The sequence below is a fragment of the Clostridium sp. AM34-11AC genome (assembly GCF_003435375.1).
GTDB classification, from domain to species: Bacteria; Bacillota; Clostridia; order Lachnospirales; family Lachnospiraceae; genus Pilosibacter; species Pilosibacter fragilis.
Genome location: NZ_QWGL01000013.1, coordinates 49,114 through 68,642 on the forward strand (window position 1 = coordinate 49,114; position 19,529 = coordinate 68,642).

Here is a 19,529-nt window from a genome sequence, read left to right on the forward strand (position 1 = left end):
TGCGTTGAATTCACACCTGCTGATGAGAACACGAAAAATTATAAATGAAAGGGGAAGAACGCTTATGTCAACCCAGTCTAAGCGGATCGTCCGGGCCTACCTGCTGTTATTTGTCCTGCTTGCAGCCTTAAGCTTTCTGAGCCTGGCCGTCGGCAGCGTGCGCGTATCGGCAGCAGATATTCTTGCGGCCCTGGGTGGAAAAGATAGGACTGATATGACCCGTCATATTATCTTTGATATCCGCCTCCCCAGAATGCTGGCGGCGTTGATCCTCGGCGGGGCGTTATCGGTGTCGGGCTTCCTGCTGCAGACATTTTTCTCGAATCCCATCGCCGGCCCCTTCGTCCTTGGAATCTCTTCCGGAGCGAAGCTCGTCGTTTCGATCTTCATGATCCTGTTTCTCGGACAGGGACTCATCATGAATTCCTGGGTCATGATCGGTGCGGCTTTTCTCGGTGCCATGGCCTCCATGGGCTTCGTGCTGGCGGTCTCAAAAAAGCTTCCTCAGATGTCCATGTTAGTGGTAAGCGGGATCATGATCGGATATATCTGTTCGGCGGCAACGGATTTTATCGTAACCTTCGCCGATGACTCCAATATCGTGAACCTCCACAACTGGTCCATGGGAAGTTTTTCCGGCATCTCCATTGATGGGGTAAAGATCTGTCTCCTTGTGACTGCTACAGCTCTCGTTTGTTCCATGCTGCTCTCAAAAGCCATGGGTGCCTATCAGCTGGGGGAGGTCTACGCGAGAAACATGGGTGTCAATATCAAACGGTTCCGGATCGAGCTGATCCTGTTATCCAGCGTTCTTTCCGCTACAGTGACAGCCTTTGCGGGCCCCGTCTCCTTCGTGGGGATCGCGGTGCCCCATATGATCAAACAGCTGTTTAAGACCGCGAAGCCCATCGTTGTGATCCCGGGATGTTTCCTTGGCGGTGCAGTATTCTGCCTGTTCAGCGATCTGCTGGCGAGAACGTTGTTTTCACCGACAGAACTTTCCATCAGTTCTGTGACGGCGGTGTTCGGAGCGCCGGTGGTGATTGCCATGATGATAAAAAGAGTGAAACGTTGATAGGAATAGTCTGAAAGGAGAGCCCATGCAGAACTACCTGACAGCAGACAATTTAACCGTCGGATACCGCGGAAAACCGATCCTGTCCGACATCTCCATGAACATCCGCCGCGGATCCATCGTCACGCTGATTGGACCGAACGGGGCTGGAAAATCCACGATCTTAAAGAGTATCATCCGGGAACTTTCCCCATTAGGCGGAAGTGTATTTCTTGACGGCACAGCCCTGGAGGATTACTCGGATCCTGATTTTGCGAAAAAGACCGCGGTGGTCATGACGGGTCGGCCGGATCCGGAGCTTATGACGTGTTTTGACGTGGCGGCAGCAGGAAGATATCCGTATACCGGGCGGTTCGGGATCCTGTCCAAAGAAGACAAGAAAAAGGTCATGGATGCCCTCGAAATGGTCCGGTGCGAAAGCCTTGCGGATGTCCTGTTCCAGAACACCAGCGATGGGCAGAAACAGCGGATCCTCTTAGCCCGGGCGATCTGCCAGGAACCGGAGCTTCTCGTTCTCGACGAGCCCACATCCTTTCTCGATATCCGGCACAAACTGGAGCTTCTCGATATCTTAAAGAAACTGGTCCATGAGCGCAATGTGGCAGTCCTCATGTCGCTTCACGAGCTGGATCTTGCGGAGAGGATCTCTGACTATGTGCTCTGCGCGGAAAACGGGACCATCGGGAGAACAGGGACGCCCCGGGAGGTGTTTGAGGGAGACTATATCGCAAAGCTCTACGGAATCGAACACGGGAGCTATCTGACGTCCCTTGGATTTCCGGAACTCCCGAGAACAGACGGAGCGCCGAGGGTCTTTGTCATCGGCGGCATGGGGAGCGGGATTCCTGTGTACCATGCCTTAAACCGGGCGGGGATTCCCTTTGCTGCGGGCGTGATCCATGAAAACGATATGGAGTACCAGACAGCGAGAGTGCTGGCAGCAGAAGTGATCCGGGAAGCGGCCTTCGAACCGGTGGGAGAGCAGGCGTTTCTTAGGGCGAAGAAAGTGCTAGAGTCCTGTGAGGCCGTTTTCTGCCCGTTAAACGTCTTCGGAACTATGAATAAAAAAAACCGGGAACTTCTCCGGATCGGAACGGAACTCGGAAAATTACGGCAAATTCATCTTGACAAATCTGATTCCGGTGATATACTAAATGACAAGTGAAAAAAACAACACGTTGACAGGAAGAGTACGTTCGGAAACTGCTCAGAGAGGGATACATTTGGTGAGAGTTATCCTGCACGGAACGAGCTGAAGACCACCCTGGAGTGTCCCCTAATCGGGAACGGTGATTCCGTTATCATCAAATGAAGTGGTATAGAAATTCTATACAAGCAGGGTGGAACCACGGGTAATCTCGTCCCTTGATTATGTGAAAACGCATAATCAAGGGACTTTTTTATTTACGCGAACAACGAGCCAAAGTCCGCGCTTGTGCGAGACCTTGGCAACTGCCGCGATAACAAGGGGAAACTCGCGAAGCGTGTTTTCACTTGTTTGCGCGAGTGACAAAACAGAGACTGTGTTCACACAGGAAACTGAAAACGCGGTATTACAAGCCACGGCTCGCGTGAGATTTTCACTGAGAAAAAGCAGCTGTAAAATATCTCGGCTGCACGAAATTTTTCCAAGAGAAAAAGGAGAATGAACATGAAAGTAACATTAAAAGACGGCTCTTTTAAAGAGTATGCACAGCCGATGGCTGTCATCGACATCGCAAAAGACATCAGCGAAGGTCTTGCAAGAATGGCCTGTGTCGCAGAGATCGACGGAGAAGTAAAGGATCTGCGCACTATCGTTGACAAGGACTGCACTTTAAATATCTTCACAGCAAAGGATCCGGAAGGACTTGCAGCACTCCGCCACACAGCAAGCCATGTGATGGCTCAGGCGATCAAGCGAATCTGGCCGGAGACAAAGCTTGCCATCGGTCCGTCCATCGCTGACGGTTTCTACTACGATATCGACCGTGATGAGCCGGTAACATCCGACGACCTCGCAAAGATCGAGGCTGAGATGAAGAAGATCATCAAGGAAGCTCTCCCGTTAGAGCGTTTTGAGCTTCCGAGAGCAGAGGCGATCGCCCTTATGAAAGAGAAGAACGAGCCGTACAAGGTAGAGCTCATTGAGGATCTTCCGGAAGATTCCATCATCAGCTTCTACAAGCAGGGTGAGTTCACCGACCTCTGTGCAGGTCCGCACCTCATGAACACAAAGGAAGTCGGCAAGGCATTCAAGCTCATGAACATCGCAGGCGCTTACTGGCGCGGAAGCGAGAAGAACAAGATGCTGACCCGTATCTACGCAACAGCCTTTGCGAAAAAAGAGGACTTAGACGCTTACGTTACCATGATGGAAGAGGCGAAGAAGCGTGACCACAGAAAGCTCGGCAAAGAGCTCGGTCTCTTCATGATGAGCGATGCAGGCCCAGGATTCCCGTTCTTCCTTCCAAAGGGAATGATCTTAAAGAACACACTGCTTGACTACTGGCGCGAGATCCACAAAAAAGCAGGTTATGTAGAAATCTCCACACCGATCATCTTAAACAGAAGCCTCTGGGAGACATCCGGTCACTGGGATCACTATAAAAACAACATGTATACAACCGTCATCGACGGCGAAGATTACGCCATCAAACCGATGAACTGCCCGGGCGGCGTTCTTGTTTACGCTTCCGAGCCGCGTTCCTACCGTGACCTTCCGCTCCGTATGGGTGAGCTCGGTATCGTTCACCGCCATGAGAAATCCGGTCAGCTTCACGGACTCATGCGTGTACGCTGTTTCACACAGGATGATGCCCATATCTTCATGACTCCGGAGCAGATCCGTGATGAGATCAAGAACGTAGCAGGTCTGATCAACCAGGTATATTCCCTGTTCGGATTCAAATATCATGTAGAGCTTTCCACAAGACCGGAAGACTCCATGGGAAGCGACGAGGACTGGGAGCTTGCAACAAACTCCTTACAGGGCGCATTAGACGACCTTGGACTTGACTATGTGATCAACGAAGGAGACGGCGCATTCTACGGTCCGAAGATCGACTTCCATCTGGTAGACGCGATCGGCAGAACATGGCAATGCGGTACGATCCAGCTTGACTTCCAGCTTCCGCAGCGTTTCGAGCTTGAGTACATCGGCGCTGACGGTGAGAAGCACAGACCGATCATGATCCACCGCGTATGCTTCGGTTCCATCGAGCGTTTCATCGGTATCCTGATTGAGCATTTCGCTGGCGCATTCCCGACATGGCTTGCACCGGTTCAGGTTAAGGTTCTCCCGATCTCCGAGAAGTACGAGGAGTACGCAAAATCTGTCAAAGCAGCTCTTGACGCGGCTGACATCCGTGCTGAGATCGACCTCCGTTCTGAGAAGATCGGCTACAAGATCCGTGAGGCACAGGGGCAGAAGATCCCGTACATGTTAGTTGTCGGCCAGAAGGAGCAGGCAGATGGAACTGTATCCGTAAGAAGCCGCTTCAAAGGCGATGAGGGCGCTGAAGATCTCAACGTATTTATCGCAAACATCAAGGCTGAGATCGCTGGCCGTGTAAACCGTCCGGTCGAGGTTAAAAAGGAAGAGGAGAAATAATCCTCTGCTCGTTTAACCAGGTGCTGAAATTTCAGATTTTCGCCGGTCTTCGGAATTTTCCGGGGACCGGCTTTTTTTCTGTTTTTTTGTCTGTCTGCTTGCACTTTTTTCCGAATGATGGTATCATATTACGGAATATGACCGTTGGGAGGTTTATCAATTGGCGAAGAAAAAGAACAAGAAAGTCGTTCGTTATCGCCGACCCCTGAATATCAATGTGGGCATGATCATTTTTGCCCTCATTTTCTTATATATGGCGTTTTATCTCTATACCTACCTTCGCAGGGACAAGGTGGAGTTTTATGAAGTTGTGGAGGGAAGTATCGTAAACGATACGAGGCACACCGGAATCATTTTCCGGACAGAGGAGCCGAAATACACGGACCGTGCCGGAAATATCAACTTTTATCTGAGAGAGGGGAAAAGGGCAGCTGTCGGTACGAGAGTCTATTCCATTGATGAGACGGGAACTCTTTCCGCCCTGCTCGCGGAAAAAACGGACGGGTCTGTAGCCCTCTCAAAGGAAAACCTCGCTTCCTTAAAAAAGCAGCTGTCCAGCTTTAGCCAGACATTCACGAACGAAGATTTCCGGGAGGTCTATGATACGAAAAACACCCTGGATGCGGAAGTCCTGGAGTATGTGAGCGTTGATACCTTAAAAAATCTCGACAGCGCAGTCTCTGAACTGGGCGGAAATTTCACCCAGGTGCGGGCGGATCAGTCCGGCATTGTGTCCTACTCGGTGGATTCCATGGAGACACTGACACCGAACCAGGTGACAGCGGATATGTTTGACAAGAGTTCCTACAAGAAATCCAGCGTGCGCTCAGGACAGCTCGTGGAGACCGGGGCACCGGCCTACAAGATCATCACCTCCGAGGACTGGTCCATCGTGTTCCCGATGTCGGAGCAGGAACTTACCACTTATAATGGAAAGACTTCCCTCGCCGTGAAGTTTAACGGCAGGGATCTTGAGACCTCCGGCGCGTTCTCCACAGTGACAGGCGGAGATGGAAAGACATACGGAAAACTCGATTTTTCTAAATATATGGAACAGTTTGTTTCCGACCGGTATGTGGATTTTGAGATCGTGACCGATGAGGTCCGGGGACTCAAGATCCCGAGAAGCTCCGTCACCGATGTGACTTTCTATGTGATCCCGAAGGATTATTACGTGAGCGCAAAGAAGGATGCTTCCGATTCCTCCTCCGTCTCCCAAAGCGGCTTCCGCAAGGAGACCTACGCGGATGGAAAGACGGTGGGTGTCATCACTTCGTGCACGATCTACTACGCGGATGATGAATACTATTACGTAGATGCCGGGGAGAACAGTGAACTGAAAGCCGGGGATTTCCTTACAAAGGACGATTCCGAAGAGCGTTACCAGATCGGAATGACCCAGACGGTACAGGGCGTCTACAATATCAACCGTGGATACGCGGTATTCAGAAGGATTGAGATCCTTTCTTCGAATGATGAGTATTACACCATCAAAAAGGGCACCGATTATGGTCTGTCCGTCTACGACCACATCGTCCTGGATGCCAACGCCGTGACCGGAAACGGAATGATCATCTATCAGTAGGAGGTTTTTATCATGTCAGTTGCAGAGAATATAAAGAACGTAAGGGAACGCATAAACGCAGCCTGCCTTCGCGCGGGAAGAGATCCGAAGGAGGTCACCCTGATCTCCGTCAGCAAGACGAAGCCGGTCTCCATGTTGATGGAGGCCTATGAGGCGGGAGAGCGCGACTACGGCGAGAATAAGGTACAGGAGATCACGGAGAAGCGCCCGCAGATCCCGGAGGACGCAAAGTTCCACATGATCGGCCATCTCCAAACAAACAAGGTCGGACAAGTCATCGACAAAGTGGTCCTGATCCACTCCTGTGACAGCGTCCACCTGGCAGAGAAGATCGAGAAGGAAGCCGCAAAGCGCGATATGATCGCCAATGTGCTCCTTGAGGTCAATGTGGCGAGAGAGGAGAGCAAATTCGGCATGTTCTTAGAGGACGTAATTCCGAATTTAAAGGAGATCCAGGCATTTCCCCATGTCTGCGTAAAGGGAATGATGACCATTGCACCAAATGTCGAAAATGCAGAAGAAAATCGAAAATATTTTAAAGAATTATATCAATTATATGTTGACATCAAAAATAAAAACATTGATAATGGTACTATGAGTGTGCTGTCCATGGGTATGACCGGTGACTTCGAGGTAGCCGTTGAGGAGGGTGCAACCATGATTAGAGTAGGAACCGGAATCTTTGGTTCCAGATAGATTGGAGAGAACTAGATATGAGCTTTTTAGGCAAGATTATGGATACGATGCGTCTGAACGACGATGAAGATGACGATTACTTCTTAGATGACGATTATGAGGATGAAAAGCCGGCGAGAAAGAACCTTTTCAAGAAGCAGACAGCTGATGATTTCGATGATTATGAGGAGGAGAAGCCAAGATTTTTACCCCGCACCACCAACAGCAATAAGGTTGTTCCGATGCGCCGCGGAAGCGGAATGGAAGTTTCCTTAATTAAACCGACCTCCTTAGATGACGCAAAGGAGATCTGCGATTACCTGCTTGCCGGAAAGGCAGTAGTCCTTAATATGGAGGGAATCCACACCGAGACCGCACAGCGGATCATCGATTTCACATCCGGATCCACATATTCCATGAACGGAAATCTCCAGAAAATTTCCAACTACATTTTTATCGCAACCCCGCAGTCCGTTGAGCTGTCCGGTGACTTCCAGGATCTTCTTACCGGAGGAAACTTAGACGTATCCGGACTCAACATCCATCTTTAATTAAGGATCCATATGGAAAAGGAAGAACAGCTTTTTAGGAAGCGGATCCAGGAACTGGCAGAAAACGCTTACTCCCGCGATATCCCGCTTCACACAGATTTTCTGACGCTCGCAGAACAGACTGTCTTCCAGAATATGTCGGCTACACTGCCGCCGGTGAAGTTCGTACTTTCCGGCGGCTTTCCGATGTCTGAAAGAAAGGTTTTGTGCTTTCTGGCGTCCTATGAGGAGGAACTTTACGCGCCGCCCTTCGTGTGTTTAAAGATCGTTCCCGCAAACAGGCGCTTCGCGGAGAAGCTCACCCACAGAGACTATCTCGGGGCGATCATGAATCTCGGAATCGAGAGGGCCATGATCGGGGACATCGTCCTGCAGGATGGAAATGCCTGGGCGTTTGTCATGGAAAAGATGAGCAGATATCTTGCGGAGAATCTCACGATGATCCGGCACACCTCTGTTGTCACGGAGATCACGGCAGATTTTTCTGAGCTTCCGGAGCCAGAGATGGAGGAAATTTCAGGAACAGTGAGTTCCGTCCGCCTGGATTCTGTTATCGCGCTTTGCGGAAGACTTTCCAGGACGAGGGCAGCATCATATATCGAAGACGAGAAGGTCTCTGTCAACGGGGCTGTCTGCACGAATGTATCGCTGAATCTTCGGGGCGGAGAGATCTTATCGATCCGCGGCATCGGCAAATTCCGGTTTGGCGAGCCAGGAAATCTTACGAAAAAGGGGCGGACATCTGTCGTGGTGTACCGCTATAAATAGGAGGTTAGCCTTATGATCACAGAACATGTAAACCGGATCCCTGTCCATCTCGACGGGAAGACCATTTATGATATCGTACTGGAAGATTCTTTTGACGCCCTTGCAAAGGAGATCTCCGCGCTGGGCACTGAGAAGAAAAAGATCTGCATCATCGCGGATTCCAACGTGGCTGACTTGTATCTTGATGAAGTGACAAAGATCCTTTCCGGTTGCTGCCGTGAGGTCACATCCTACGTGTTCCCGGCAGGAGAAGAGAATAAGAACCTGAAGACAGTCCAGGGCGCTTACGAGCACCTGATCTTAAACCATTATGACAGAAAGGATCTTCTTGTGGCTTTAGGTGGCGGTGTCACGGGAGACCTCTGCGGATTTGTGGCTGCAACCTATCTCCGCGGCGTGGATTTTGTCCAGATCCCGACAACACTGTTGTCCCAGGTGGACTCCGGAATAGGCGGAAAGACCGGTGTAGACTTTGATTCCTACAAAAATATGGTAGGCGCTTTCCACATGCCGAAGCTTGTATACACGAATGTGTCCGTACTTCGCACACTTCCGGACGATCAGTTCTCCGGCGGCATGGGAGAGGTCATCAAGCACGGCCTGATCCTCGATAAAGAGTACTTTGACTGGATCCAGACGAACAGGGCGAAGATCCTCGCAAAAGACGCGGACACCTTAAAGCTTCTGATCCAGGGCAGTGATTTCATCAAGCGTGAGGTTGTTGAGATCGACCCGACGGAACAGGATGAGCGCGCGACCTTAAACTTTGGCCACACATTAGGCCATGCCATTGAGAAATTAAAGAACTTTACGATGCTTCACGGCCACTGTGTCGCTGTCGGTGCCCTGGCTGCCATGAATATCTGCAAAGAGCGCGGACTTGTAAAACAGGATGAGATCGACGCATACAAGGCACTGATGGAGTATTTCTTTATCCCGACATCCGTTTCCGGCCTTAATACGGAGGAAGTCATCGCTGCGACAAAAAATGATAAGAAGATGGAAGCCGGCGTTATCAAGTTTATTCTTTTAGACCGTGTGGGTCATGCCTATATCGACCGCACCGTCACGAAGGATGAGATGGAACGCGCCCTGGCAACTATTTTCAGATAGGAGTTTTTATGAATACCATCGGAAAACGCTACGGTGTTCTTGCCGTATGTGCCGCCCTGCTCATCGCTCTGGACCAGTGGGCGAAGAGTATGGCTTACAACACGCTGCGGGTCAATGGACCGCTTGTGCTGATCAAGGGAGTCTTTGAGCTTCTGTACTCGGAAAACAGGGGCGCTGCCTTTGGAATTCTTCAGGGAAAACAGTGGTTTTTCTTCCTAGTTGCTGCGGCTGTCGTGATCGCGGTCCTTGTTTTTGTGGCAAAGCTTCCTTCCGGGAACCGGTATCTGCCGCTCTATATTTCCATGGTCCTTCTTCTTTCCGGCGCGGTCGGAAACCTGATCGACCGTGCGGTGAGAGGATTTGTGGTGGACTTCTTCTACTTCAGCCTCATCGATTTCCCGATCTTTAATGTGGCAGACTGTTATGTAGTCTGCGCGGCCGGACTTCTGATCCTTCTCATCGGCTTTTTCTATAAGGAAGATGAGCTTTCCTTCCTTTCACCGAAAAAAGGAGAATAACCAGTGAGAGAAGAATATTTTGTGACGGAGGAGACGGCGGGAGACCGGATCGATAAGTTCCTTGCGGAACAGTATGAGAATCTTTCACGCTCTTTCCTCCAGAAGCTTTTAAAATCAGGGGAAGTTATGGTAGATGGACGCCCGGTGAAGGCAAGCTACAAGGTGGCTGAGGGGGATCTGATCTCCTTCGAGGTGCCGGAGGCTGTGGAGCCGGAGATCGTGCCGGAGGATATTCCACTGGATATTTTATATGAGGACCATGATGTGATCCTTGTAAATAAGCCGAAGGGGATGGTGGTTCATCCGGCTGCTGGACATTATACGGGGACATTGGTGAATGCGCTGATGTTTCACTGTAAGGAAGACCTCTCCGGGATCAACGGAGTTCTGCGCCCGGGAATCGTCCACAGGATCGATATGGACACCACTGGCGTCATCATTGCATGCAAGAATGATCTCGCCCACAATTCCATAGCGGCACAGCTCAAGGAGCATTCCATCACCCGCCGTTATCAGGCGATCATTCACGGAGCCCTGAAGGACGATGAGGGAGTGATCGACGAACCTATCGGGAGAAGCCCAAAGGACCGGAAGAAGATGGCAGTCAATTATAACAACGGAAAATCCGCAGTGACCCATTACAAGGTGCTCACACGGTTTAAGGATTTCACCCATATCGAGTGCCGCCTGGAGACGGGTAGAACGCACCAGATCCGCGTTCATATGGCAAGCATTGGACATCCGCTCTTGGGTGATGCCGTTTATGGTCCGGCGAAATGCCCGTATAAGCTTCAGGGGCAGACGCTGCACGCAGGGATTTTAGGGTTCGTGCATCCGCGGACGGGGGAGTATATGGAGTTTTCGGCACCGTTGCCGGAATATTTTGAGGAGCTTTTGAGAAAATTGCCGGGATAATTTTTCCCGGCTTTTTTGTGTAATAAAAAAATCCTCGAAACGTGCCAATGATGCGCACTCGCACGAGGATGTGGATTGTCGCAAGCGACCGCGCTCGGCGCGAGAATGTGACTTGGCACATTCTTACTTATTCTGCTTTATGCATATACTGATACAAAAATTCAGAAAATTTACGGGATAACTCTTGCATATTGACTGCAATTTTTGTATAATATAGCTATCAGAAAGCTTGATGACAGAAAGGAGCTGTGGCATATGAGTGATAACCTTATTATTACGATCGGAAGAGAATGCGGAAGCGGAGGAAGACATATCGGGCAGGCATTAGCAGAAAAACTCGGTGTAAAATGTTATGACAAAGAGCTCCTGAATCTGGCCGCAAAAGAGAGCGGTCTCTGTAAAGAGCTGTTTGAGACCCACGACGAGAAGCCGACGAGCAGTTTCTTATATTCCCTGGTAATGGATACATATTCCCTTGGATATACGAACTCTGCATATATGGATATGCCGATCAACCACAAGATCTTCCTTGCGCAGTTTGATACGATCAAAAACCTTGCGGACAAGGAATCCTGCGTAATTATCGGACGCTGTGCTGACTACGCGCTGGCTGATTATCCGAACGTGGTATCCGTATTTATTACAGCCGACGAGGACGTGAAGATCAAGACTTTGATGGAACGCCATAAGATTTCTGAGTCCCAGGCGAAGGATGTCATGATCAAGACCGATAAAAAACGTGCCAGTTACTATAACTATTATTCCAGCAAGCGCTGGGGCGACTCCAGAAGCTATGATCTCTGCCTGAACAGCAGCAAGATCGGGTATGACGGAGTTGTGAAGATGATCCAGGATTTTGTGGAGATCAAGAAAGGTTATAAGAAGTAAGTGATATTAAGATTGGGCAGGGAGCAGAGTTAAATCTGTTGCCTGCCCGTTTCTTTGTGGAAAAAAGGAAAGATCCCGACTATATTCCGAATGATCCAATGGAAATTGAGCATGTAGACAAATTTTTGAAGCTGATGGCAGTTTTAACGGGCGATAATCGATATGTTGATATCGTGAAGCTCGATGGAAAGGAGATTGTAAACATGTGTGATGTTGCAACGAGATTAGAGAATCTTGGTATATAGAAAGGTCTTGCGGCCTACCATCAGACGACGCATCTCTACTTCTCGCTGGCTTCGGTGGATAATTTCGCGAAGAACGGCCGTGTGAGTCACGTGATCGCGAAGGGCATCGGCCTCATAGGCATCCGGATCGTAGGCACCGCGGGCCCGGAGGGAACGCTCGACTTCAAGGGCAAGTGCCGTGGCGATAAGAAGGTGCTGGTACTGATTCTCGAGAAGATGAAGGAACTCGGATACAACGGCGGCAGGGTCATCATCGCGCACAACCAGAACGAGGCGGCGGCGCTGCAGCTCAAGATGCGGATCGAGGAGCTGTTCGGTACCTTCAATGGCGTGATCCACCCGGAGCGGGCGCTGTGCTGCTACTATGCAAAGACGGGCTCGGTGATGGTCGGGTTTGAAGCATAAACGTGTCGAAGTGGCTGAAGAATGCGGCTTTGAGATGACTGGCTTTAAGGCGTAAAAGCCGGCCTAGATCTCATCTTGATGCTTTGAAATGTAAAATATTCTTGACATAATGACGCATCCAATATATACTATAGATGTAAGATATATTTTACATTATGTCGGAAGGAGGACGACGGATATGTCAGAGATTTTATCATTTACGGCTGCATTTATCGCGGTTCAGATATTCAAGATCATCATGTTTAAGAAGGATAAGGATTACAGTGGTTATGATGAGCGGCAGGAACTGATTCGAGGGAGAGCATTTCGCTACGGCTTTTTGACATTGGCCTTCTCGCTTGCGGCAGTGATGCTGTGGGAGGAGTGCGTGGGTGCACTGCCGATCGAGTTTTCACTCCTCATGATGGCCTGCCTCATGGTGGGATGTCTGGTGGTCATCCTCTATGATATCTGGAAGGATGCGTACTGGGGCATCCGGCAGGCGTCGGGCTCGAACGCAGCCATCGTGCTCATGGTGGCGGTGATGGTGATGCAGTACCTGAGTTTCCGGGGGCATGCCAGTGCTGGCGACGTGATCGTCGATGGCATCCTCACCTGGGATGGCGGCATCTATCTCCTGATCTTTGCGTTCTTCGCGCTGATCATCGTGAACCTGCTGCTGAAAGCGTGGGTGGACAAACGGGGAGGTTCGGCGGAATGAAAAACCGGACGATGAAATTCGTGAAAAATGGTGTCGATCGGTGGGAGGTCTGCTGAAATGAAAAACCTGAAGATGAAATCGGCGCGGGCGGCGCTGGATCTGTCGCAACAGCAGCTGGCGGATCTCGTCGGCGTGTCGCGGCAGACCATCAACGCCATCGAAAAGGGCGATTATAACCCGACGATCCGACTCTGCATCGCGATCTGCAGGGCGCTGAACCGGACACTGGACGAACTGTTCTGGGAGGAGCCGTGAACCTGGCTTCAAAAACGTTTGAAATGAAGGAAAAGACTCCTTAGGATGAAAGAGAAGAAGCGGATTTGATTGATTAGAGCGCGGATTGATGTATGGTGACAAAATGGAGAAGATCAGATTTCAGATATGTGAAAAGGAGCTTACGCTGTATCCGGCGCAGGGAGAAAACCGGCCACTGATCGTTTTCAATACGGTGATGGGAGACGGGGAAGAGCTTGCGCAGGCGCTGCGGGCGATGGATGCGCCGGACTGCAATCTGCTGGTGGTCGGAAAGCTTCAGTGGTATCACGATATGACGCCGTGGAGTTGTCCGCCGCTGTCGAAGCGTGGTCCGGCTGCTACGGGAGGAGCGGATGCCTATCTGGAGACATTGGCGTCGGAAATCGTGCCGGCAGCCAGGAAAAAAATCCGGGGAAGCGCGCCGTACGTCGGCATCGCCGGGTACTCGCTGGCTGGGCTTTTTGCGCTCTATGCGATGTACCGCTGCGACTGCTTCGCGTGGGTGGCCAGCATGTCCGGCTCCCTGTGGTTTCCGAAGTTCCGGGAATACGTGCTTCGGCATGAACTGATGCGGCAACCGGAGATGCTCTACATGTCGCTAGGGGATGCCGAGGCGAAGACGAAGCATGCGGTACTGAAAACCGTGCAGGAAAATACAGAGGCGATCGTCAGGCACTATCAGGAGGTCGGCGTGAATGTGCGCTGGGAGCTGAACCCCGGAAATCACTTCCGGGACGTGGCGATGCGAAGCGCAAAAGGTATCAAGGCGATACTGGAAGCGTGAAGAATGAACTGCGTTTATAAAGAATGGCATCGAAAACGTAACCGATTTCGATACCATTTGGGCATAAAGCAGAGCTGCCGCCCAGCAAAAAATATTTGCTAATGCGACAGCCCCTAATAATATTGAATATAAATTTGGTAATTATTCCACCGTCACAGATTTCGCCAGATTTCTCGGCTGATCCACATCGAGGCCTTTCTGGACGGAAGCGTAGTAGGCGATGAGCTGGAGGACGACGGCGATCGGGAATACGGTGAATTTATCATCTTCCTTCGGGATGCGGATGATCACATCGGCGATTCCCTCGTCGACAGCGGTATCTTCCGTTACAAGGAGTACCACATAGGCACCTCTCGCCTTTACCTCACGGATGTTGGAGATGGTCTTCGCGAAGATGTGTTTCTGGGTCGCGATGGCGATCACCGGGACATGGTCTGTGATCAGGGCGATGGTTCCGTGCTTTAATTCACCTGCTGCGTAAGCCTCCGCGTGGATGTAGGAGATCTCCTTTAACTTTAACGCGCCTTCCAAGGAGAACGCGTAGTCCATGCCGCGGCCGATAAAGAACACATCCGGGTAATTCACGATGTGGGTGACGATCTCATTGATCGTATTCTCATCGCGGATCATGGTCTCCATGGCGGAAGCGCAGTTTAAGAGATCACTCATGAACTGCTCTGCATGTTCCTCCGTATATACGCCGCGTACAAGTGCCATGCGGCAGAAGAGAAGATAGAGGGCAGCGATCTGTACCGTGTAGGCTTTTGTGCTCGCCACGGCGATCTCAGGGCCTCCATGGGTATAGATCACGTAGTCGCTCTCGCGGGCGATCGTGGATCCCTTTACGTTTACAACTGAAATTACAGTGGAACCGCATTCCCTTGCGAGTCGGAGTGCCGCCAGGGTATCGATGGTCTCGCCGGACTGTGAGATCACGATGGTGAGGGTCGAGTCATCGATCAGCGGCTCCTCGTAGCGGAACTCAGAGGCGATGGACACGGTCACCGGAATTCTGAGGCGCGGCTCAATGAGGGCTCTCGCCACCATTCCCGCATGCATGGCAGTTCCACAGGCGATGACACGGATATTTGTGATCCGCTTTAAGAGCTCATCCGGGATCTTCTCATCGGAGAGGTCCGGGAGACCTTTTGTGAGGCGCGGAAGAATCGTCTTTTTTAATACTTCCGGCTGCTCGTGGATCTCCTTCATCATGAAATGCGGGAAGCCGTTCTTCATGGCTGCGTCCGTGTTCCAGGATGCCTCGAGGATCTCCGGCTCCACCTTTGTACCGTCAAGCTCGTAGAGGCTCGCGTGGTAGGCAGTGAGCTGTACGATCTTTCCTTCCGGGACAACAAAGTATTTTTTTGAGTACGGAAGAAGAGCCGTCAGGTCAGAGGCGATCATGGCTCCGGAAGCTGTGTAAGCGGCTACAAGCGGGCTTACGTTTCTCACTGCATAAACTTCACCCGGCCGGTCCTCAAACATGATACAGAAGGCGTAGGAACCTTCTAGCTGTCTTAAGAACTCATGGATGGAGGAGAACGGGTCACCGTTGTAGATCTCGTTTAAGGTCGCAGCGGCAACTTCCGTGTCTGTCTGGGAATGGAGCTTTCCCTCCAGGTGGTATTTTGCTGTCAGGGCATGGTAGTTCTCGATGATGCCGTTATGGATCATCGTCACTTTTCCTGCCACATGCGGATGGGCATTCTCACTTGTCACGCCGCCGTGGGTCGCCCAGCGGGTGTGGCCAATTCCGCAATGGGAAACGATGGGATCTTCCTCGCATACTTTGCGCAGGGCAGCAACTTTTCCGACTTTTTTGATAAAGTGGATTTTTGAGTTCTCGTCAAATAAAGCGATTCCCGCGCTGTCGTAGCCGCGGTACTCAAGCTGGGTGAGACCATTAAGTAGTACTGTCTGCGCGTCTAAAGGACCGCAGTATCCGATAATTCCACACATATATTTTCATCTCCAGTTTTTCGTTATGTAATATTAGACTATGTTTCACGCGGTATCATGCTATCTTGAGGTCCCCTGCGGGACCTTCCTAATGTTCAGAAGGGACGCAGAAACCTTCCTGTAAGCAAGCTTACGGGACATTCCTGTATCCCCCCTGACGACTGCACGAGCCAACTTGTTACGATTATAGTATTAAATGGCTGGAAAGTCAATCCGCGCCTGTTTCCAATGGCAAAATTAAGAAAGTTTTAAATAACTTTCCTTCCTCTATATGTTATACTAACTCCGTTATATTTACATAATGCAGGAGATGTACGCTCGAAAATGAAGTTGAACGACCATTTAGATTTTCATAAATTACCTTTTGATAAAGAAAAGATCCGCGAGCAGGTGGAGAAGATCGCCGCTGACTGCATGCACTGGGTGACAGGCAGGCAGAATGCGAGACCGCTTTTAGCGATGGTTTTATGTACCTGTATCGCGTTTTCCGCCATGCTTCCCTATATTCCGGTGATCGCCCCGGCGGAGACCAGCACGGAGCGGATCTATGAGCCGGAGACCGTCGATATTCTCGAGGATCCTACAGAAAATACGACGGATGAGACCACAGCGGAGATCGATCCGGATGCACCGGCTCCATATAAATTAAACTTTTCAAACATGTACGAGGAGGGATCGGAGACCAGCTATGCGGAGATCCTGATGAAGGAATTGATCCAGAAGGACTCCAAGTGGTTTGCCGCGATCTATGACATGGCAAACAACGCTCCGGCAAAGCTTGCCCCGTCCTTTGGCCGCAAGGCGTCCTCTGTGCTCGGACAGTATAACCCGACCTCGAAGACTCAGGATAAGAACAATCCGGCTTCCTGGTATGTGGAGCATTTTAAGAATGTCAAGGTTACGTTTTACAACGGCGACGGCGAGGTCACGTCCGCAGTGTCAAATGCCCAGGATATTCTTTCCATGGCAAGTGTTTATGCGTTTTATAACGGGATCACGGATCTTGACACGATCCGCACCTATGTGAATGACCTCTGGACGAAGTCCCATTCCTACCAGGCATCCCTTGGAAATGTCTATTACTGCGACGGCTGCGTGGATCCGAACGCGTCTGCGGAAGAGGGAGATTCCGAGCTGGAAGGCGAGGATACCTTTGTATCCGGACGAAATATCGACACGGAGATCCGAACAGACGCAGGCGATGAGGTCATCGACCAGGCCGGAGATACGGTTTCTGTAAACGGCGAGAGCCACAGTGATGGTTCCACCGCATCAGGTTCCGCCCAGGATTCCTCCGCACATACGTCCATGGTGGCTGAAACAACGACAGTTCCTCCGTCGGCTGCAAACCATACAGAAGGTGCCGAGACGAAAGAATCCACTACAAGCGCCCTGGATTCCCTGGCTGAGACGGCTGAGAGCGTGATCCAGGAGACCACAAAGAAAGCGACGATCATCCGCGTGGAGGATAAGACCGAGGCAGCCACGAAAGCTCCGGAGACGGAAGCTTCAACGACTGCAGCACCGACAACGAAAGAGGAGACGGTTCGCGAAACCACTGCTCCTTCCACGGAAGGAACGGAAGAGACTTCAGTGAAGATCATCCGAGTCGGCAGCAATGAAGAAGCGGACCATGAATATTCCGGTTATGCTGTCCGGGCGGCAGCGGAAGAGCAGAATGCGGAGACATTCCTTTTAGAGCCGGAAACGGCGTCAGGAAGTGAAGCAGTCAGTGAAACCGGTGGTCTGGAACAGGCAGCCGAAGTAGAAGAGAGCGCTGCCAACGGATATAGTGTCCATACGGCGGCTGCATCCCATGCACTAATCTGTCCCGGACATATCGATCTGAAGATCTCAGCGACCATCCGCACACTCAACGAAAATTCAAATCTTTACAGTGTCGATGACACAGGAAACACTGTGGGAGAGACGGAGTCCGTATCCGCGGACGGAACCGGCTGGGAGGGCTGGAACAGGAGAATGACTGCTTTTGTGAGCCATATCAACCGTCAGGACTGGACGGAAACATATGGGCTCAACGTAATCGTGGAGGGCACGAGAGCGCCGCTCTCAACGACGGAGATTGACTCCTACATGAGCAGACTTCCAAAAGATACTTCAGAGACGAGAAAGAATATTATCCGGTACGCCCTTCAGTCTGTCGGAAAAGTTCCGTATTACTGGGGTGGAAAGGCCAGCGCCCAGAATTATACTGGCAACAATTTCGGTTCCGTCACGATCCCGGATCACAAGGGACGTATCTTAAAGGGACTCGACTGCTCCGGATGGATCAACTGGGTATACTGGTCCGTCACAGGAACGCATCTGCCGTATGAAGGCACAGAGGGCTTAAGGACTCTTGGACGGCAGGTAAAACGCCAGGATTTGAAGCCGGGCGATATTGTGGTAATCACGGGATCCACGCCGCATGTTATCATGTTCCTCGGATTTACCTCAAACGGACAGATCCAGTGTGTCCATGAGACGGGTTCCGCGAACAATGTCACAATTGGCGTGATGAACGCGAACTGGCCGTATTATAGAAATCTGCTGGATTAATGGAATGTAGTTCTGGGAATTAACCGATTTGTCTGGTTCTGGGGACTAAAAAGTAATTTTAAATAATTTGATCTGTATGAAATTGATTTGATGATTGTGATGAACATTTTTGTGCGGATCATGTGCAGCACCTTCTTTACAGCACATCAGGGGTCTAGAAAGACTGGAATGCGGCTGGAGAGAAGGTGCTTGCTTTAGTTGCCGATAACGAAAGTGAAGAAAAAGAATTAATAAAAATTGAATCGAGGCAGTTCTGCGCTGATAATTGGATACGCTGAAGAAAATATGGCGGGAGTGGATTGAAAGGAAAATTTTTTGGATGCTTATAAGAGAAAAAATTACAGATAATTAACTAAAATATAAACAATATATTACGCATTATGAAGATATGAAGAAGTGTATTGAAAGCAGTACAATTTGATAATATAATTCAAAAAAAGGAAAGAGTAACGCGGACTGCACCAAGACAGGAGGCAGTATGGGCAGGAGAAAATTAAAATAAGATATATCATTTTCGTGCTGATAACCATGGGCGTAATATTTTTTGGAAAAATAACTAGGCTTGATAATTTAAACGCAGAAAAAATCGCCGGGATCATACTCGTGTCCCCACCTTATAAAAAGAGAATAACAGGTCAGCAAAAGATTGAAGAATTTACAATCCTGTTTAATGACAGAAAAAAGAAACCTGTATTCTCAATCACTCCACCCAAATGGCCGGGACAAAGGAGCCATTATATCAATGGAAACATACCAATATAATATTATTTTTTGCGGGGAGAACATTACGGTGAACAGACCAAAATATGTCATGGACAAATCGATAGATTTTGAGTTGGATCAGTTCCTGAAAAATATAATTAATAAAGCCCCATTAAGATGGATGCCTCCCGGATAAGGAGGTCGCTATGATGAATAAATCCGTAAAAACATGGTTTCTGT

17 protein-coding genes, 1 pseudogene and 1 other annotated feature are annotated in these 19,529 nt (G+C 50.2%); of the genes and pseudogenes, 17 read left to right on the forward strand and 1 reads right to left on the reverse strand.

Features of this window, described 5'->3' with window-relative positions; all coding sequences use genetic code 11:
- The first annotated feature begins 64 nt into the window (after positions 1–64).
- From DW826_RS09540 to DW826_RS09615, 15 genes and pseudogenes are all read left to right on the forward strand, one after another.
- Positions 65–1,075 carry an iron ABC transporter permease gene (locus DW826_RS09540; RefSeq protein ID WP_117552601.1) on the forward strand — a complete coding sequence of 337 codons (1,011 nt, stop codon included), beginning with the start codon at positions 65–67 and terminating at the stop codon, positions 1,073–1,075.
- 25 nt (positions 1,076–1,100) lie between these two features.
- Positions 1,101–2,240, forward strand: a complete 1,140-nt coding sequence (locus tag DW826_RS09545; protein WP_117484539.1) for an ABC transporter ATP-binding protein — start codon at positions 1,101–1,103, stop codon at positions 2,238–2,240.
- A 4-nt stretch (positions 2,241–2,244) separates the two neighbouring features.
- Positions 2,245–2,444: a binding site (T-box leader), on the forward strand.
- A 282-nt stretch (positions 2,445–2,726) separates the two neighbouring features.
- Positions 2,727–4,667 carry a threonine--tRNA ligase gene (gene thrS, locus DW826_RS09550; protein ID WP_181968039.1) on the forward strand — a complete coding sequence of 647 codons (1,941 nt, stop codon included), beginning with the start codon at positions 2,727–2,729 and terminating at the stop codon, positions 4,665–4,667.
- Between the two features lie 160 nt (positions 4,668–4,827).
- Entirely contained in the window at positions 4,828–6,252 is a 1,425-nt protein-coding gene (locus DW826_RS09555; RefSeq protein ID WP_117552602.1) for an HlyD family efflux transporter periplasmic adaptor subunit, read from the forward strand.
- A gap of 12 nt (positions 6,253–6,264) precedes the next feature.
- Positions 6,265–6,948 (forward strand): YggS family pyridoxal phosphate-dependent enzyme, encoded by a 684-nt coding sequence (locus DW826_RS09560; protein ID WP_117552603.1) that lies wholly within the window; start codon positions 6,265–6,267, stop codon positions 6,946–6,948.
- A gap of 17 nt (positions 6,949–6,965) precedes the next feature.
- The gene (locus DW826_RS09565) at positions 6,966–7,478 is read left to right on the forward strand and encodes a cell division protein SepF (RefSeq protein WP_015554529.1); all 513 of its coding nucleotides are present in this window, start codon (positions 6,966–6,968) and stop codon (positions 7,476–7,478) included.
- A gap of 12 nt (positions 7,479–7,490) precedes the next feature.
- Entirely contained in the window at positions 7,491–8,246 is a 756-nt protein-coding gene (locus DW826_RS09570) for a YlmH/Sll1252 family protein (RefSeq protein WP_117470267.1), read from the forward strand.
- Between the two features lie 12 nt (positions 8,247–8,258).
- Complete coding sequence (aroB, locus tag DW826_RS09575) at positions 8,259–9,359, forward strand: 3-dehydroquinate synthase (RefSeq protein WP_117552604.1); 1,101 nt, start codon at positions 8,259–8,261, stop codon at positions 9,357–9,359.
- An 8-nt stretch (positions 9,360–9,367) separates the two neighbouring features.
- Positions 9,368–9,877: a signal peptidase II gene (gene lspA / locus DW826_RS09580; protein ID WP_117504312.1), complete on the forward strand. Its 510-nt coding sequence runs from the start codon at positions 9,368–9,370 to the stop codon at positions 9,875–9,877.
- 3 nt (positions 9,878–9,880) lie between these two features.
- Positions 9,881–10,792, forward strand: a complete 912-nt coding sequence (locus DW826_RS09585; RefSeq protein ID WP_117552605.1) for an RluA family pseudouridine synthase — start codon at positions 9,881–9,883, stop codon at positions 10,790–10,792.
- Between the two features lie 255 nt (positions 10,793–11,047).
- Positions 11,048–11,680 carry a cytidylate kinase-like family protein gene (locus DW826_RS09590; protein ID WP_117552606.1) on the forward strand — a complete coding sequence of 211 codons (633 nt, stop codon included), beginning with the start codon at positions 11,048–11,050 and terminating at the stop codon, positions 11,678–11,680.
- Between the two features lie 263 nt (positions 11,681–11,943).
- A pseudogene (locus DW826_RS09600) lies at positions 11,944–12,330 on the forward strand (DegV family protein); the annotation flags it as partial.
- A 178-nt stretch (positions 12,331–12,508) separates the two neighbouring features.
- Positions 12,509–13,030, forward strand: coding sequence for a hypothetical protein (locus DW826_RS09605; RefSeq protein ID WP_117514894.1), 522 nt, complete (start codon positions 12,509–12,511; stop codon positions 13,028–13,030).
- Positions 13,031–13,087: 57 nt separating this feature from the next.
- Positions 13,088–13,285 carry a helix-turn-helix transcriptional regulator gene (locus DW826_RS09610; RefSeq protein ID WP_117498577.1) on the forward strand — a complete coding sequence of 66 codons (198 nt, stop codon included), beginning with the start codon at positions 13,088–13,090 and terminating at the stop codon, positions 13,283–13,285.
- Positions 13,286–13,373: 88 nt separating this feature from the next.
- Positions 13,374–14,069 (forward strand): alpha/beta hydrolase-fold protein, encoded by a 696-nt coding sequence (locus tag DW826_RS09615; RefSeq protein ID WP_242994076.1) that lies wholly within the window; start codon positions 13,374–13,376, stop codon positions 14,067–14,069.
- A 141-nt stretch (positions 14,070–14,210) separates the two neighbouring features.
- Here the strand turns inward: DW826_RS09615 and glmS are convergent, their stop codons facing one another.
- Entirely contained in the window at positions 14,211–16,028 is a 1,818-nt protein-coding gene (gene glmS, locus DW826_RS09620) for a glutamine--fructose-6-phosphate transaminase (isomerizing) (RefSeq protein ID WP_117552609.1), read from the reverse strand.
- Between the two features lie 324 nt (positions 16,029–16,352).
- Between glmS and DW826_RS09625 the strand changes: the two genes are divergently transcribed.
- Entirely contained in the window at positions 16,353–18,587 is a 2,235-nt protein-coding gene (locus tag DW826_RS09625; protein WP_117552610.1) for an NlpC/P60 family protein, read from the forward strand.
- Between the two features lie 742 nt (positions 18,588–19,329).
- Positions 19,330–19,485 (forward strand): hypothetical protein, encoded by a 156-nt coding sequence (locus tag DW826_RS18080; RefSeq protein WP_015554537.1) that lies wholly within the window; start codon positions 19,330–19,332, stop codon positions 19,483–19,485.
- Positions 19,486–19,529: the final 44 nt, after the last annotated feature.

Bases quoted from the DNA above. Each gene is read 5' to 3' on its own strand.
- DW826_RS09540 (WP_117552601.1), top strand. From the start codon at position 65: ATGTCAACCCAGTCTAAGCGGATCGTCCGGGCCTACCTGCTGTTATTT.
- DW826_RS09545 (WP_117484539.1), top strand. From the start codon at position 1,101: ATGCAGAACTACCTGACAGCAGACAATTTAACCGTCGGATACCGCGGA.
- thrS (WP_181968039.1), top strand. From the start codon at position 2,727: ATGAAAGTAACATTAAAAGACGGCTCTTTTAAAGAGTATGCACAGCCG.
- DW826_RS09560 (WP_117552603.1), top strand. From the start codon at position 6,265: ATGTCAGTTGCAGAGAATATAAAGAACGTAAGGGAACGCATAAACGCA.
- DW826_RS09565 (WP_015554529.1), top strand. From the start codon at position 6,966: ATGAGCTTTTTAGGCAAGATTATGGATACGATGCGTCTGAACGACGAT.
- DW826_RS09570 (WP_117470267.1), top strand. From the start codon at position 7,491: ATGGAAAAGGAAGAACAGCTTTTTAGGAAGCGGATCCAGGAACTGGCA.
- aroB (WP_117552604.1), top strand. From the start codon at position 8,259: ATGATCACAGAACATGTAAACCGGATCCCTGTCCATCTCGACGGGAAG.
- lspA (WP_117504312.1), top strand. From the start codon at position 9,368: ATGAATACCATCGGAAAACGCTACGGTGTTCTTGCCGTATGTGCCGCC.
- DW826_RS09590 (WP_117552606.1), top strand. From the start codon at position 11,048: ATGAGTGATAACCTTATTATTACGATCGGAAGAGAATGCGGAAGCGGA.
- DW826_RS09605 (WP_117514894.1), top strand. From the start codon at position 12,509: ATGTCAGAGATTTTATCATTTACGGCTGCATTTATCGCGGTTCAGATA.
- DW826_RS09610 (WP_117498577.1), top strand. From the start codon at position 13,088: ATGAAAAACCTGAAGATGAAATCGGCGCGGGCGGCGCTGGATCTGTCG.
- DW826_RS09615 (WP_242994076.1), top strand. From the start codon at position 13,374: ATGTATGGTGACAAAATGGAGAAGATCAGATTTCAGATATGTGAAAAG.
- glmS (WP_117552609.1), bottom strand. From the start codon at position 16,028: ATGTGTGGAATTATCGGATACTGCGGTCCTTTAGACGCGCAGACAGTA.
- DW826_RS09625 (WP_117552610.1), top strand. From the start codon at position 16,353: ATGAAGTTGAACGACCATTTAGATTTTCATAAATTACCTTTTGATAAA.
- DW826_RS18080 (WP_015554537.1), top strand. From the start codon at position 19,330: ATGGAAACATACCAATATAATATTATTTTTTGCGGGGAGAACATTACG.